The following is a 14,065-nucleotide window of genomic DNA, read 5'->3' as shown; positions in this document are numbered from 1 at the left end:
GCGGGCCGACGGAACTCAGATGCCGAGTGCCTCGCGGACCGCGTCGGCGGAGGCCGAGACGGTGGCCTTCGGGCCGACCTTGTCCTCGATGGCGTCGAGCGTCTTGAGGCCGTCACCGGTGATCAGCAGCACGATCTCGGTGTCCGGGTCGAGCTTGCCCGCCGCGAGGAGCTTCTTGGCCGTCGCCACGGTGACTCCACCGGCGGTTTCGGTGAAGATGCCTTCGGTGCGGGCCAGCAGCCGGATGCCTTCGACGACCTCTTCGTCGGTGACGTCTTCGATCGCGCCGCCGGTGCGGTTGACCACGTCGAGGACGTAGGGGCCGTCGGCCGGGTTGCCGATCGCCAGCGACCGGGCGATCGTGTCCGGCTTGACCGGCTGGACCACGTCGTGGCCCGCGCGGAACGCGGCCGAGACGGGGGAGCAGCCGGTGGCCTGCGCGCCGAACACCTTGTACGGCGTCTCTTCGACGAGGCCGAGCTGGCCGAACTCGCGGAAACCCTTGTCCACCTTGGTGAGCTGGGAACCGGAGGCGATCGGCACCACGATCTGCGGGGGAATCCGCCAGCCGAGCTGCTCGGCGACCTCGAAGGCCAGCGTCTTGGAGCCTTCCGAGTAGTAGGGCCGGACGTTCACGTTGACGAACGCCCAGCTCTCCTGCTCGGAGGCGAGCTGAGTGGCGAGCCGGTTCACGTCGTCGTAGTTGCCGTCGACGGCAATCAGGTCACCGTCGTACACGGCGGTGGTGAGGATCTTGGCGCGCTCGAGGCTCTTCGGGATCAGCACGACCGACCGCCAGCCGGCGCGGGCCGCGGCGGAGGCGACCGCGTTGGCCAGGTTTCCTGTCGACGGACAGGCGAGCACTTCGAATCCGAACTCGCGGGCGGCCGCCAGCGCGACCGCGACCACGCGGTCCTTGAACGAGTGCGTGGGGTTGCCGGTGTCGTCCTTCACCCAGACCTTCTTGACGCCCAACGCCTTCGCCAGCCTGTCGGCCTGGACGAGCCGCGTTGCACCGGGCTCGGTGTTGGGGATCTCTTCGACGTTCGAAGGCACCGGGAGGAGCTTCTTGTAGCGCCAGATGTTGTTCGGTCCGGCTTCGATGTCCTCACGGCGCACACGGCCGAAGTCGTAGGCGACCTCGAGCGGCGAGAAGTCTTCGGCGGAAACGAATTCGGGGGCGAGCGGCTGCCGGTGTCCCTCTTCCTTCGACACCAGTTCGACGGCCGGTCCGAGGTCCGGGGTCTTGGTGGTGGAGGTCGTTCCGAGGGTTGCGGTCATCACGAGGTCCTTCCTCATCTGCCCCGCCGAGGCGGGCCGGAATTGGCACCGTGATCGTCAGCTACCCCGCGATCGCGGGATGACAGGCTGACGCCGGTTGCCGGGGCTTCATCGGGCCGTTCCCTCTGCCCCTCTGGATGAGCGGTATTCGATTGTCGGCACGCACAAGATCGCGTCGCCTCGGTTACACCGTACGACATGGTGCCGGGGTCGGGCCACCGTGCCCGGAACACGTCACCGGACAAAGCACGCGAGAAGAGGAGTGGCAGGATCGTCACCGTGACGACGCAAGCTTCCGCCCCATCGCCGCTGGTCCTGGTCCTCGGCGAGGAAGAGCTGCTGATCGAACGCGCTGTCCGCGGCGCTTCGGACGCGGCCAAAGCGGCCGATCCGACCGCGGACCTCACCCGGATCCGGGTGTCCGACCTCACAGTCCCCGCCCTCGCGGAGATGGTCAGCCCCTCGCTGTTCGCCGAAGGCCGGGTCATCGTCATCGAGTCCGCGCACGACATCTCGCAGGAGCTCTCCGACGGGGTGATGGCCTACGTCAAGTCGCCCGCCGAAGGCATCGTTCTCGTCGTCGTGCACAGCGGAGGCGGCCGAAGCAAGGCCGCGAAGGCGTTGCCGGGTGCCCTGAAGAAGGCCGGGGCGGAGATCGTCGAATGCGCGAAGCTGACCAAAGCCGCTGAGCGGGAATCCTTTGTCCGCAACGAAGTTCGCCGGGTGGGCGGGAAGATCGACGGCGCGGCCGTGCTGGCGTTGATCGACGCCGTCGGCTCGGATCTGCGCGAGCTGTCCTCGGCCGCGACCCAGCTTGTCGCGGACGCCGGGGGCACGGTCGACGAGCAGGCCGTGCGCCGCTATCACCGGGGCCGCGCGGACGTGAACGGGTTCGCCGTCGCCGAGAAGGCCGTCGGCGGAGACATGGCGGCCGCGCTGGAGGCGCTGCGCTGGGCGATGCAACTGGGTGTCCCGTACGTGCTGGTCGCGGACGCTCTCGCCGACGCCGTCCGCACGATCGCGCGGGTGTCCGGGGCCGGGCGCGGGAACCCGAACCAGATGGCCGGTGAGCTGGGGATGCCGCCGTGGAAGGTGCGCAAGGCGCAGGGGCAGGCCCGAGGCTGGGGGCAGGACGGCCTCGCCACCGCCATGCGGGTCGTCGCCCGCCTGAACGCCGAGGTCAAGGGAGCGGCGGCGGACCCCGAATACGCCATCGAGCGCGCCGTCCTGGAAATCATCGCCGCCCACGGCACCCCACGCTGACGCCGCCCGACGGTACCGAGTCACACCACTCGCCGGACCGAGCCCGACACGCAACGCACTCCACATCTGGACCGGCGGACTGTCTCACCGGAAGCGCGCCAGCGCGACGGTGAGACTTCACCCGTCGCGCGCCTCTTTCGGGCCGAAGGCCCACGTAAACGCGATGAAGGGGCGCCTCCCCGCGCCACGTGAGTGACAAGCGGTTCGACGCCCCTTCGGCGCGTTTACGTCAGCGCGCGATTAAAGAGAATTCACGCGCTTCGCGATCGCGGACTTCTTGTTGGCGGCCTGGTTGGCGTGGAGAACGCCCTTGGTCACGGCCTTGTCCAGCTTCTGGGCCGCGTCCTTCTGCGCCTCCAGGGCCTTGGCCTTGTCACCGGAGTCGGTGGCTTCGCGGACCTTGCGGACCGCGGTCTTCACCGAGGACCGGATCGCCTGGTTGCGCTGACGCGCCTTCTCGTTGGTCGTGATGCGCTTGATCTGCGACTTGATGTTGGCCACGGGGGCGCTCCTCTTGGTATCTCGGTGGTTCACCGCCGCGTTGTGAACGGCCCTGCGCGCTCGGAAGCGGCGCGGGTTTCCTCCATTGCGGAATGCCACACGACGGTGAACGGCCAGCTTAACAGCCGTCCCGGTAGTGATCGCGGCCGCCTCGGGAGGGTGGCTGCGGTACGGTGAAGATCGTAGTGCCTAGGGTTCCGCCGCCGGTCCGCGTTCAGCGATCCACACAATCAGGGCAGGCGGGACAGGTCCGAGCGGCACCATCGGCGGGGCCGGAAGCGCCGCCGTTCATCTGACGGGACAAAAGCCTGGAGGACCCGGCTTTCCGCATGCGTGGAAAGTGGAAAGGTCCGCAGTGAACGCCACCGCCCTGTCGTTGGTCCTCATCGCCGCCGTCATCCACGCGGCCTGGAATCTGGCCGCCAAACGGATCCGCCGCGGTGGTGCCCGGTTCGTCTGGGCGTATTACAGCCTGTCCGCCGTAGTGCTCGTTCCCGTCATGGCGGTCTCGCTCGCCATCGAGCCCCAGCGTCCACAGTGGACCTGGCTGTTCGCCGCCGCGGTCACCGCGGTGCTGCACATCACCTATGGGGTCGTCCTCCAGCGCGGTTACGCCGTCGGTGATCTGTCCGTCGTGTATCCCCTCGCCCGCGGCACCGGCCCGTTGATCTCGGTGCTCGCGGCCGTCGTGCTGCTCGGTGAGCGGCCGGGGCCGCTCGGTCTGCTGGGGGCGTTCCTCGTGATCGCCGGGGTACTGGTCATCGGTACCGGGCGGGCACCGGCGGATGCCGACGCCGCCGACCGCACGGCCCGCCGGAAAGGGGTGGCGTACGGATTGCTGACCGGGCTGACGATCGCCGCCTACACGCTGTGGGACGCGCATTCGGTCACCGGGCTCGGGGTGCCGCCATCGTCTACTTCGGGACCGGGGCGATCGTGCAGAGCCTGCTTCTGGCGCCGTACGCGCTGAAGGACCGCGAAGAGGTCTCGTGGCTTTGGCGGGAGCACAAGCGCGAAGTCCTGATCGTCGGTCTTCTGTCGCCGGTCGCCTACCTGCTGGTCCTCTACGCCCTCCAGATCGCCCCGGTGAGCTTGGTCGCACCCGCTCGGGAGCTGAGCATCGTCCTCGGCGGGCTGGCCGCCTGGCTGGTGCTGGGGGAGGCGAACGCCGTCCGCAGGCTGGCCGGGTCGGTGGTCGTGCTCGCGGGCATCGCCGCGATTGCGATCGCCTGAACGCATCCGGTAAGGATTGAGCCATGGACGTGCTGAGCAGCAGGGTGCTGATCCACCCGAAGGACCTCGACGTGACGACGGCGTTCTATCGGGACACCCTGGGGCTGGCGATCGACAAGGAGTTCCCCGGCGGCACGGTCTTCTTCGCCGGGAACGGATCACTCGAGATCGTCGGGACCGGGAAGACCGGTCCGACCCCCGACGTGGCCCTGTGGCTGCAGGTCCGCGACCTGTCCGCGGCGATCGAGGAACTCGCGGCCAAGGGTGTGGAGCCGGTCCGCGAGGCGCGGCGTGAGCCGTGGGGGCTGGACGAGGCGTGGATCGCCGACCCGGACGGCACCCGGATCGTGCTGGTCGAGGTGCCGCGGGAGCATCCGCTGCGCACCGACCCGCGCTAAGTGGCGGGTTTGACCGCACGCAGCTGAGCGGCGAGGGAGGCGCCGAAGCCCGGTGGCTCCCAGGTCCAGGTCTGCAGGTCGGTGAAGCCGGCGGCGGCCGCTTCGTCGGCCAGCTCGTGGCGGGACACCGGCAGCCACTTCTCGTGTGACGACAGCAGCAGCCTGCCGCCCGGCCGCAGTACGCGGTACAGCTCGGCGAACCCGGCCGCCCGGTCCTCCCACAGCTGCACGTTGTTGACGCTCAGGACCACGTCCACGCTCTCGTCGTCCTCGCCCGTGGAGTCCGCGGTCCCGCTGCGCAGTTCCACCTCGTCGCCGCACCGGCGGCGGGAGCGGGCCAGCATCTCCGGGGAGGGATCGACGCCGATGGCGCGACCGGCGCGCTCGGCGGCGGCTTGCAGGCCGATCCCTGGGCCCGGGCCCACCACGAGGGCGGTTTCGCCGGATTCGATCGACGCCAGTTCGACGACTCTGAGTTCGGTGGCGGCGTTGCCGTGCGCCATCGCCAGGCCACCGAACCGGCCGAGCAGTCCTCTGGGATGGCCGAACGTGCGGTCGAGCATTTGGATCAGTGAAGTACTCATACTTCGAGGGCACCACAGCTCACCGGAGGCCGCATCGGGGATGACCCCCACTCGCACCCGGAGCGGCATGGGACCATAGAGGTGGCACACCCCGACCTTCGCGAGGAAACCCGTTGACGACGTTCGCCGACACGACCTTCACGCCGCCGGAATTGATCCGGAACTTCTGCATCATCGCGCACATCGACCACGGCAAGTCGACCCTGGCCGACCGGATGCTGCAGCTCACCGGCGTGGTCGAAGAACGGGCCATGCGGGCGCAGTACCTCGACCGGATGGACATCGAGCGAGAGCGCGGGATCACCATCAAGGCGCAGAACGTGCGCCTGCCCTGGAAGGTCGCCGGGCAAGATCATGTGTTGCACATGATCGACACCCCGGGCCACGTCGACTTCACCTACGAGGTCTCCCGCGCGCTCGAAGCGTGCGAAGGGGCCGTCCTGCTGGTCGACGCCGCACAGGGAATCGAGGCGCAGACGCTCGCGAACCTGTACCTCGCGCTGGAGAACAACCTCCAGATCATCCCGGTGCTCAACAAGATCGACCTGCCGTCCGCCGACCCGGACAAGTACGCCGGCGAGCTCGCGCACATCATCGGCTGTGAGCCGTCGGACGTGCTGCGTGTGTCCGCGAAGACCGGCGTCGGGGTCGGTGACCTCCTCGACGCGGTCGTGAAGCAGGTGCCCGCCCCGGAGGGTGACGCGGACGCTCCGGCACGGGCGATGATCTTCGACTCGGTTTACGACACCTACCGGGGCGTCGTGACCTACATCAGGGTCATCGACGGCAAGATCACCCCGCGCGAGCGCATCAAGATGATGTCCACCGGCGCCACGCACGAGCTGCTGGAAGTCGGGATCATCTCGCCGGAGCCCAAGCCCAGCAAGGGGCTCGGCGTCGGCGAGGTCGGCTACCTGATCACCGGCGTGAAAGACGTCCGTCAGTCCAAGGTCGGCGACACCGTGACGTCCGAGCGCCACGGCGCGAAGGAGGCCCTCGCGGGTTACCGCGAGCCGAAACCGATGGTCTACTCCGGACTGTATCCGGTGGACGGTTCGGATTACCCCGACCTGCGCGAGGCCCTGGACAAACTTCAGCTCAACGACGCCGCGCTGGACTATGAGCCCGAGACGTCAGTGGCGCTCGGCTTCGGCTTCCGCTGCGGCTTCCTCGGTCTGCTGCATCTGGAGATCACCCGCGACCGCCTCGAGCGTGAGTTCGGCCTCGACCTCATCTCCACCGCGCCGAACGTGGTCTACGACGTCGTGCTGGACGACGGCAAGGAAATCCACGTCACCAATCCCTCGGACTGGCCGACCGGGAACAAGATCGACAAGGTCCTCGAGCCGGTCAGCAAGGTGAGCATCCTGGCGCCGTCGGAGTTCATCGGCACCGTCATGGAGCTGTGCCAGAACAAACGCGGCCAGCTGCTCGGCATGGATTACCTGTCCGAGGACCGGGTCGAGCTGCGGTACAACATGCCGCTGGGTGAAATCATCTTCGACTTCTTCGACACGCTGAAGTCGCGTACGCGCGGCTACGCGTCGCTGGACTACGAAGAGGCCGGCTCGCAGGCGGCCGATCTGGTCAAGGTGGACATCCTGCTTCAGGGCGAGGGTGTCGACGCGTTCTCCGCGATCGTGCACAAGGACGACGCCTACAACTACGGCAACCGCATGGTGAACCGGCTTCGCGAGCTGATCCCGCGGCAGAACTTCGAGGTGCCGATCCAGGCCGCCATCGGTGCCCGCATCATCGCCCGCGAGACCATTCGCGCGATCCGCAAGGACGTGCTCGCGAAGTGCTACGGCGGTGACATCTCGCGTAAGCGCAAGCTGCTGGAAAAGCAGAAGGAAGGCAAGAAGCGGATGAAGACCGTCGGCCGGGTCGAGGTCCCGCAAGAGGCCTTCGTCGCGGCACTGTCCACAGACGACACCGGCACTAAGAAGAAGTAAGAACACTTCGCGAAAAGGTCGCCCGAGTAACGCTTTCGGGCGACCTTTTCGCGTCTCCGGACCCCGAAGCCTCAGTTCTTGTCGGTGCCTTGTGGTGCGCTCTGGTCTCACGGACGAAAGGAGAGCACCATGACTGTCATGACGGAGAGCCTCTTCCCGCGGGCCGGGTCGGCGCCTTTGACGGTGCGCGATCTGGAGGGACTGCCGGAGGATGGCCGCCGTTACGAACTCGTCGACGGAACACTCATCGTGAGCCCGGCACCCGGGCGAAGACATCAGAAGATCGGCCTCGCGCTGTACGGGATCCTCGAAGAGGCTTGCCCGCCGCAGTTCGACGTGCTGGCGGCTCCCTTCGCCGTGCACATCGGGGACAGCGTGGAACTCCAGCCCGATGTCCTGGTGGGCTGGGAACAGGACTTCACCGAGAAGGATCTGCCCGAGCCGCCGGTTCTCGCGGTGGAGGTGCTCTCGCCGAGCACCGCCCTCTACGACCTCAATACGAAAAAGGCGATCTACCAGCGGGTGGGTGTGCCGTACTACTGGGTGATCGACCCGGACGGCCCGGAGCTGACCGTGTTCGAGCTGGACGCCGGCGGTGAGTACCGGCAGGTGCTGAAGGCCGCCGGTGACGAACCGTGCGAACTCGTCCGGCCCTTTCCGGTCAGCTTCCTGCCGTCCGAGCTGGGTTAGCGGTTCCCGCTGACGCGGTTCGCCGTAACGAAGACGGCGACCCGGCGTTCGGCGGCCATCGCGCGGTCGTACTCGTCCCAGTCGTCATGGGTCCCGGTCGCGGCGACGAACACGTCGCGCAGCAGCCGGGGGAGACCGGCGGGATCGAAGGCCGCATCCGGGTCGTCCGGGCCGATGAGGTGGGTGGCGCCCTGGACGGCCGCCCATTCCCAGCCGCGGCGGAAGGTGATCGTGGCGTGGCCCGCCCGGCGGAAGAGGTCGAGTTTCTTCACCCCGCCCATGGCGACGAAACCGACGCCTGCCGCTTGGGTGACGGGATCTTCGATCACCCCGGCGTTGACCACCGAGGAGTGGACGGTGCCGTCCGCGCGGACCGTCGAAACGGTCGCGAGTCCGTGCTCCTGGAGGGAAAGGCGGCGAACGACTTCGAGATCAGCGGCCATGCCTCCACCGTAGCCTGCCCGGCCCGGTGAGAGGCCGGGCAGGCGAACGGGAAAGGAGGATCAGCAGGCGCCGTCGTCGCGCCAGACGCCCCATTGACCGGTGGTGCCGGGCTCTTCGCCCTGCGTCCACCACTTCGCGTACCACTTGTGCCCGTTGTGGGAGACGTTCGTGCTGCCGCCGTATGGCGACGTGCTGGTCCACGCGGGGAGCGAACAGGTGCCCGGGTTGCCGGAACCGGTCTCCCACGGGATCTGGCTCGAGGCGTAGTAGGCGATGCCCTGCGCCTGCCAGCGCGGAGCCTGCGCGCCCAGCCGGACCCGGAAGGTGTTCCAGTCGTGCGTCGACCACGGCGACCAGCCGAGTTCGGCGTGCGCCGGGAGCCTCGGGAAGGCGAGGTAGTCGATGTTCGCCGGGGTCGCCACGGTTTCGGTCCACAGCGGGGATTCGACACCGCGGACGGCGGATTCGGGGACACCGGAGAGGTAGGCGCCCGGGTTCCAGTTGTAGGCGTCCTGCACTTCGATGTAGCCCGCCCACGAGAGCCCGATAGGCGTGCTGGAGTTGTACTTCATGTCCAGGTAAGCCTTGTTCGCCGGCGAGAGGATCACCTTGCTGCCGCGGGCGACGGCGTTCGAGACCTCCGTGCTCGACGTCGTGGTGCCCCAGAACTGCGGGGTCGCCGTGGCGGGCAGGGTGGCCTTGCCGATCTCGTGCCAGCCGACGACCTGCTTGCCGTTGGCGGCCACCAGCGGCAGGACGCGGTTCATGAAGGTGCGGTAGTCCGCGTCGGTGGTGGCCTGGGCCTCGTCACCACCGAGGTGGAAGTACGGGCCGGGCGTCAGCGCGGCGATCTCCCGGATCACATCCGAGACGAAGGTGTAGGTGATCTCTTTCGAGATGCACAGCGAGCTGTAGCCGACTGCGGTGTCGGTGCGCAGCGGGGGAGCGGTGTTGTTGCAGTTCAGCTCCGCGTACGACGCCTGGGCGGCGTTGGTGTGCCCGGGCATGTCGATCTCCGGGATGACCGTGATGAACCGCGAAGCCGCGTAGTTCACGATCTCGGTGTACTGCGCCTTGGTGTAGTAGCCGCCGGCGCCGCCGCCGACCTGGGTGCTGCCGCCGTAGGTGGTCAGGCGCGGCCAGCTGTCGATCTGGATCCGCCAGCCCTGGTCGTCGGCGAGATGCAGGTGCAGATTGTTGATCTTGTACTGCGCCAGCTGGTCGATGTACCGCTTGACCGACGCGACCGGGTGGAAGTGCCGGGCGACGTCGAGCATCGCGCCGCGGTAGCCGAAGCGCGGGTAGTCGAGGACGTTGGCGCCCGGGACCGTCCAGGGGCCTGCCTGCACGGTCGCGCTCTCGACCTTGCCGGGCAGCAACTGCCGAAGCGTCTGCACGCCGCCGAAGAGGCCCTGGGCCGTCGTCGCGCGCAGGATGACCGAGGCGGTCGTGGAGTTCAGCTGGTAGCCCTGGTCGCCGACACGCGAGTCGGCGCCGGACAGCAGGAGCGAGATGCCGTCGGCGGGCGTGCCGGACGGCGCGTCGGAGACCGGCAGGGCGAAGCCGGTGGACTTGCGCAGGACACCGGCGAGGTAGTCGCCGACGGCCTTGGCCGGTGCCGAACCGGCCTGGGTGTAGATCTTCGTGGTCGCGGTCAGGGTGTGGTCGGCGCCGGTGACGGCTTGGGCCGAGACGGGGACGGGGACGATCGCCTGCAGTGGTGGGGTCGCCGCGTCGGCGACGGGGGCGGCTGCGGTGGTGACGCCGGCGAGCAGCGTCACCCCGACGACGGCGCGGCTCAGCCGCGCTCTCAAGGTCTTCACCAGGGGCCTCCTGGGGCAGGGGGAGACGTGACCCGCGTCACGACAGGTCCGATCGTCGCATTTTCGACGACAAAGGTCTAGACCACCAAGGGGGAACCTGGGAGTGACTCGAAGGTCACATTCCGTATTTCCGAAGGAGGACTATCGTCGGATTCGTGTTCGAGAACCTGCGTTTTCCCGTGATCGCGGCCCCGATGGCGGGCGGGCCGACCACTCCCGAGCTGGTGGCCGCGGTGACCGCGGCGGGCGGGTTCGGCTTCCTGGCCGGCGGTTATCTGAGCGCCGAAGCCCTCGACGAGCGGATCGCGAAGACGGCCGAGCTGACCGGCGACCCGTTCGGCGTGAACCTGTTCGTCCCGGGCGGTGCCGCCGGAGCGGACCTCGGCGGGCACGTCGAGCGCTGGCGCGCGGAGGCTGACCGTTACGGCGTCGAGCCCGGCGAGCCACGCTGGGACGACGACGCGTACGCCGCGAAGCTGGAGGTCGTCCTGGACCGGAAGGTGCCGGTCGTCTCCTTCACCTTCGGCAGCCCGTCGCCCGAGGACGTCGAACGCCTGCACGCCAACGGAAGCAAGGTGGCCGTCACGGTCACCAGCCCGGCGGAGGCCGATCAGGCCGTCGCGGTCGGCGCGGACGCGCTCGTCGTTCAGGGATTCGAAGCCGGGGCGCATCGAGGGCTCTTCGCCGATGAACCCGGAACCGAAGGCGGGGGCGCCCAGTACGGGGTGCTCAGCCTGCTTCGCCTGGTCTCGGCGAGGACTGATCTTCCGCTCATCGCGACCGGCGGCCTGGTGCACGGCGCGGACATCGCGGCGGTGCTCGCGGCGGGTGCCGTCGCGGCCGCGCTGGGTACCGCGTTCCTGCGTGCGGACGAGGCCGGGACTCAGCCGGCGCACCGCCAGGCGCTGGCGGACGGGGGCAGGACGACCGCGTTCACAAGGGCGTTCAGTGGGCGCCCGGCCCGCGCCCTGGTCAACCGTGCGGTCGCCGAGTTCTCGGCCACCGCGCCGTCGGCGTACCCGGAGGTCAACAACCTGACGAAGCCGATCCGTGCGGCGGCGGGGAAGGCCGGCGACCCGGAGATCATGTCGCTCTACGCGGGGCAGACCTACGAACTCGCGGGCTCCGGCCCGGCGGCGGCGATCGTCGACCGCCTCCAGACCGAAGCCCGCGAAGCCGCTACGCGCTTGAGTCGTCTCCGCTGATCTTCTTCGCTTCGTCGTTGTTCGTGTTCATCGCGGAGTGACGACGGCTGTAGGCGAAGTAGATGATCAGGCCGATGGCGAACCAGGCCGCGAAGCGCAGCCAGGTCTCCGGGTTCAGGAACGTGATCAGCCAGATCGAGAAGACGATGCCGATGATCGGCACCACCGGCATGCCCGGGGTCTTGAACGTCCGAGGCAGATCCGGCTGCTTGTAGCGCAGCACGATCACCGCGATGCAGACGACCACGAACGCGAGCAGGATGCCGATATTCGTCAGTTCGGCGGCTTCACCGATGGGCAGCAGACCCGCGATGAGCGCCGACGCTCCGCCGAGCACCCAGGTCATCCGGTTCGGCACCTTCCGCACCGGGTGGGTCTTGCCGAACCACTTGGGCAGCAGGCCGTCGCGGCTCATCGAGTAGCCGACCCGGCTCGCGCCCATGAGGAAGGTGAACAGCACCGTGGTGATACCGATGATCGCGCCGACCGCGATGATGATGCCGAGCCACTTCATCCCGAGACCGGCGAAGGCACTGGAGAAGGCGGCTTCACTGTCGATGTCCTTGAAGTTGACCATCCCGGTCAGGACCAGGCAGGCCAGCACGTAGAGCACCATCGAAATGGCGAGCGAGTAGAGGATCGCTTTCGGCATGTGCTTCTGGGAGTCGGTCGATTCCTCGGCCGCGGTGGACATGGCGTCGTAGCCGAAGACCGCGAAGAACACCGTCGCCGCACCCGTGAACGCGCCGCTGAGGCCGAACGGGAAGAAGTTCGAGTAGTTGTCGGTGTTGATGTGGAAGACGCCGACGACGACCACCAGCAGGACCAGGCCGACCTTCAGGTAGACCAGCAGCGTCTCGAACCGGGCCGCGTTCTTCATGCCCTGGTTGAGGATGAAGGCGATCAGCAGGCACAGCAGCACGGCGAACAGGTTGATCTTGTAGGACCCCGGTTCGATCCCGGCCTTTTCGGTGCCCGGAGCGCCCAGCATCCACGTCGGCAGTTCGATGTTCAGGTAACCCAGCAGCTCGTTGAAGTAGCCGGAGATACCGATCGCGACCACCGCCACGATCGCCGTGTACTCCAGCAACAGGTCCCAGCCGATGAACCACCCGACGATCTCGCCCAGCACGGTGTAGCCATAGGTGTAGGCGGATCCGGCACGGGGGATGAGCCCGGCGAACTCGGCGTAGGAGAACGCCGCGGCCGCGCTCGCGATACCGGCGATGAGGAACGAGATGAGCACGGCGGGTCCGGCCGTCTCGTGCGCGACCGCTCCGGCCAGGGAGAAGATCCCCGCGCCGATGATCCCGCCGACCCCGATCGCGGTCAGCTGCCGCAGGCCCAGCGTGCGCTGGAGCCCACCGCCTTCACTGGTTTCTTCGATCTGCTCGATCGGCTTGCGGCGGAATACCCCGGATCCCGAGCCCAGGCTGCGCGGTGCGGACATCGTCGTCTCCCAACAGGTTGTGCCCTTCGGACTGGGTCACAGTCCGAAGGGCACCGTACTGGCAGACGGGACATCGCACCTATCCGGCGACGGTGTCCTCGCTCACTTCGGCAGCCACACGAGAAGCGATCTTCGCGGGCCTGGCCGCGCTGGCCGCGAAGTAGGTCAGCAGCTCCGAGATTTCGACCGGGTCGTCCAGCTGGGGACAGTGGCCCCAGTCCTCGCGGACCATCAGCCTGCTGTGCGGGACCAGCGCGTGCAGCTGCCGCCCCGAGGCGGCGCTGACCAGCTTGTCCTTGCCGCAGACGACCACCAGCAGCGGGATGTGGACCTCTTCGAGCCGGTAGGCGTCCACCAGTTCCTCGACGAGTTGCCTCGCCTGCTCGAGCCGGGTGGTGGTGGAGCGGTAGTCCGGGAACAGGGCCGTGAAGCGCCGGACCTGGGCGACGTCCGCCGCGGTGGCGTCGGCGTACAGGAGCCGGGGCACGACCTGCTCGGCGACCGCTCGGACGAGGAAGCCGGGGATCGGCAGCGGCAGGGCCGAGTACATCCGCAGCGGCAGCGGATAGCGGGCCACGGTGCGGATGAGCCAGCTGTCCACGAAACCGGGTGCGGCGATCGACACCACGCCCGCGACCGGAAGCCGGTGGTTCTCGGCGGCGCGCAGGCTCATCGTGCCCCCGAGCGAGTTTCCGGCGAGCACCACGGTGCCGAGTACGGCCTGCTCCTTGATCACGGCCGCGGCGAAGGCGTCGAGCTGCGGCAGCATCGGGCCGGGGCGCAGTGGCTGAGCGTCACCGAAGCCGGGCAGATCGACCGCGACCGCCGGAATACCGGCGGCCGCGAGCAGCTCCAGAACGGGGCGCCAGGTGTCGGCGCTGTCGCAGTAGCCGTGCAGCAGCACCAGCCTCGGTGCCGTCGGTTTGGCGTGCCCGCGTGCCGTCGTCCGCTTGCCGAGCACCCTGCGGGGCGTGCGGTCGGTGGACACAGGCGGCTGCGGCCCGACTTCGAGCACTCTGGTGCGTACACCTGCGTAGCGTCGAAAGGAGACGCGGATCGGGTCGGTTTCGGTGGTGTTCCGGCCCCCCGGGTCCGCCGGTTCGGGCCGCTGCGATGCGGTCATGATTCAAGGTTAGCGGCGAGAGGTCGGATTTTGGTCGAACTTTGGTAGTGAGAAAGCGGCTTAGTCATAACATTCTTGACACTTGACAAGACCGCAAAATACCTGCTTGACCTGC

General features: G+C 68.2%; 12 protein-coding genes, 1 pseudogene and 1 riboswitch. Of the genes and pseudogenes, 6 read left to right on the top strand and 7 right to left on the bottom strand.

Annotated features, from left to right (window positions below; translation table 11 throughout):
- Positions 1 to 15: 15 nt before the first annotated feature.
- The gene (thrC, locus tag ACLJRL_RS21855) at positions 16 to 1,281 is read right to left on the bottom strand and encodes a threonine synthase (protein ID WP_410658095.1); all 1,266 of its coding nucleotides are present in this window, start codon (positions 1,279 to 1,281) and stop codon (positions 16 to 18) included.
- 11 nt (positions 1,282 to 1,292) lie between these two features.
- Positions 1,293 to 1,425: riboswitch (SAM riboswitch) on the bottom strand.
- A 135-nt stretch (positions 1,426 to 1,560) separates the two neighbouring features.
- On the opposite strand from thrC, the gene holA reads away from it, so the two are divergent.
- Positions 1,561 to 2,544 carry a DNA polymerase III subunit delta gene (gene holA / locus ACLJRL_RS21850; protein WP_410658094.1) on the top strand — a complete coding sequence of 328 codons (984 nt, stop codon included), beginning with the start codon at positions 1,561 to 1,563 and terminating at the stop codon, positions 2,542 to 2,544.
- Between the two features lie 240 nt (positions 2,545 to 2,784).
- Here the strand turns inward: holA and rpsT are convergent, their stop codons facing one another.
- Positions 2,785 to 3,045 (bottom strand): 30S ribosomal protein S20, encoded by a 261-nt coding sequence (rpsT, locus tag ACLJRL_RS21845; RefSeq protein WP_410658093.1) that lies wholly within the window; start codon positions 3,043 to 3,045, stop codon positions 2,785 to 2,787.
- Positions 3,046 to 3,400: 355 nt separating this feature from the next.
- On the opposite strand from rpsT, the pseudogene ACLJRL_RS21840 reads away from it, so the two are divergent.
- Positions 3,401 to 4,278 (top strand): annotated as a pseudogene (locus ACLJRL_RS21840) (DMT family transporter).
- A 23-nt stretch (positions 4,279 to 4,301) separates the two neighbouring features.
- Positions 4,302 to 4,676, top strand: coding sequence for a VOC family protein (locus tag ACLJRL_RS21835; protein WP_410658092.1), 375 nt, complete (start codon positions 4,302 to 4,304; stop codon positions 4,674 to 4,676).
- On the opposite strand, the gene ACLJRL_RS21830 is transcribed toward ACLJRL_RS21835, so the two are convergent.
- Entirely contained in the window at positions 4,673 to 5,260 is a 588-nt protein-coding gene (locus ACLJRL_RS21830; RefSeq protein ID WP_410658091.1) for a class I SAM-dependent methyltransferase, read from the bottom strand. The genes ACLJRL_RS21835 and ACLJRL_RS21830 overlap by 4 nt on opposite strands.
- A 113-nt stretch (positions 5,261 to 5,373) precedes the next feature.
- Between ACLJRL_RS21830 and lepA the strand changes: the two genes are divergently transcribed.
- Complete coding sequence (gene lepA, locus ACLJRL_RS21825; RefSeq protein WP_410658090.1) at positions 5,374 to 7,215, top strand: translation elongation factor 4; 1,842 nt, start codon at positions 5,374 to 5,376, stop codon at positions 7,213 to 7,215.
- Positions 7,216 to 7,344: 129 nt separating this feature from the next.
- Complete coding sequence (locus tag ACLJRL_RS21820; protein ID WP_410658089.1) at positions 7,345 to 7,905, top strand: Uma2 family endonuclease; 561 nt, start codon at positions 7,345 to 7,347, stop codon at positions 7,903 to 7,905.
- Here the strand turns inward: ACLJRL_RS21820 and ACLJRL_RS21815 are convergent.
- Positions 7,902 to 8,348, bottom strand: coding sequence for a pyridoxamine 5'-phosphate oxidase (locus tag ACLJRL_RS21815; RefSeq protein WP_410658088.1), 447 nt, complete (start codon positions 8,346 to 8,348; stop codon positions 7,902 to 7,904). The two genes, ACLJRL_RS21820 and ACLJRL_RS21815, sit on opposite strands and share 4 nt — an antisense overlap.
- 60 nt (positions 8,349 to 8,408) lie before the next feature.
- Positions 8,409 to 10,172, bottom strand: coding sequence for a family 20 glycosylhydrolase (locus ACLJRL_RS21810; RefSeq protein WP_410658087.1), 1,764 nt, complete (start codon positions 10,170 to 10,172; stop codon positions 8,409 to 8,411).
- A 155-nt stretch (positions 10,173 to 10,327) separates the two neighbouring features.
- Between ACLJRL_RS21810 and ACLJRL_RS21805 the strand changes: the two genes are divergently transcribed.
- On the top strand, positions 10,328 to 11,377 hold the full coding sequence (locus ACLJRL_RS21805; protein ID WP_410658086.1) for an NAD(P)H-dependent flavin oxidoreductase: 1,050 nt from the start codon (positions 10,328 to 10,330) through the stop codon (positions 11,375 to 11,377).
- Here the strand turns inward: ACLJRL_RS21805 and ACLJRL_RS21800 are convergent.
- Together ACLJRL_RS21800 and ACLJRL_RS21795 are read right to left on the bottom strand one after the other, a co-directional pair.
- Entirely contained in the window at positions 11,352 to 12,827 is a 1,476-nt protein-coding gene (locus ACLJRL_RS21800; protein WP_410658085.1) for an amino acid permease, read from the bottom strand. The two genes, ACLJRL_RS21805 and ACLJRL_RS21800, sit on opposite strands and share 26 nt — an antisense overlap.
- 79 nt (positions 12,828 to 12,906) lie before the next feature.
- Positions 12,907 to 13,950 carry an alpha/beta fold hydrolase gene (locus tag ACLJRL_RS21795; protein WP_410658084.1) on the bottom strand — a complete coding sequence of 348 codons (1,044 nt, stop codon included), beginning with the start codon at positions 13,948 to 13,950 and terminating at the stop codon, positions 12,907 to 12,909.
- Between the last annotated feature and the right edge of the window lie 115 nt (positions 13,951 to 14,065).

Origin of the sequence: Amycolatopsis sp. lyj-112, from assembly GCF_046549055.1 — a bacterium.
GTDB lineage: Bacteria > Actinomycetota > Actinomycetes > Mycobacteriales > Pseudonocardiaceae > Amycolatopsis.
The sequence above is the reverse complement of the archived record's forward strand: the minus strand, read 5'-3'. Positions and strand labels throughout refer to the sequence as shown.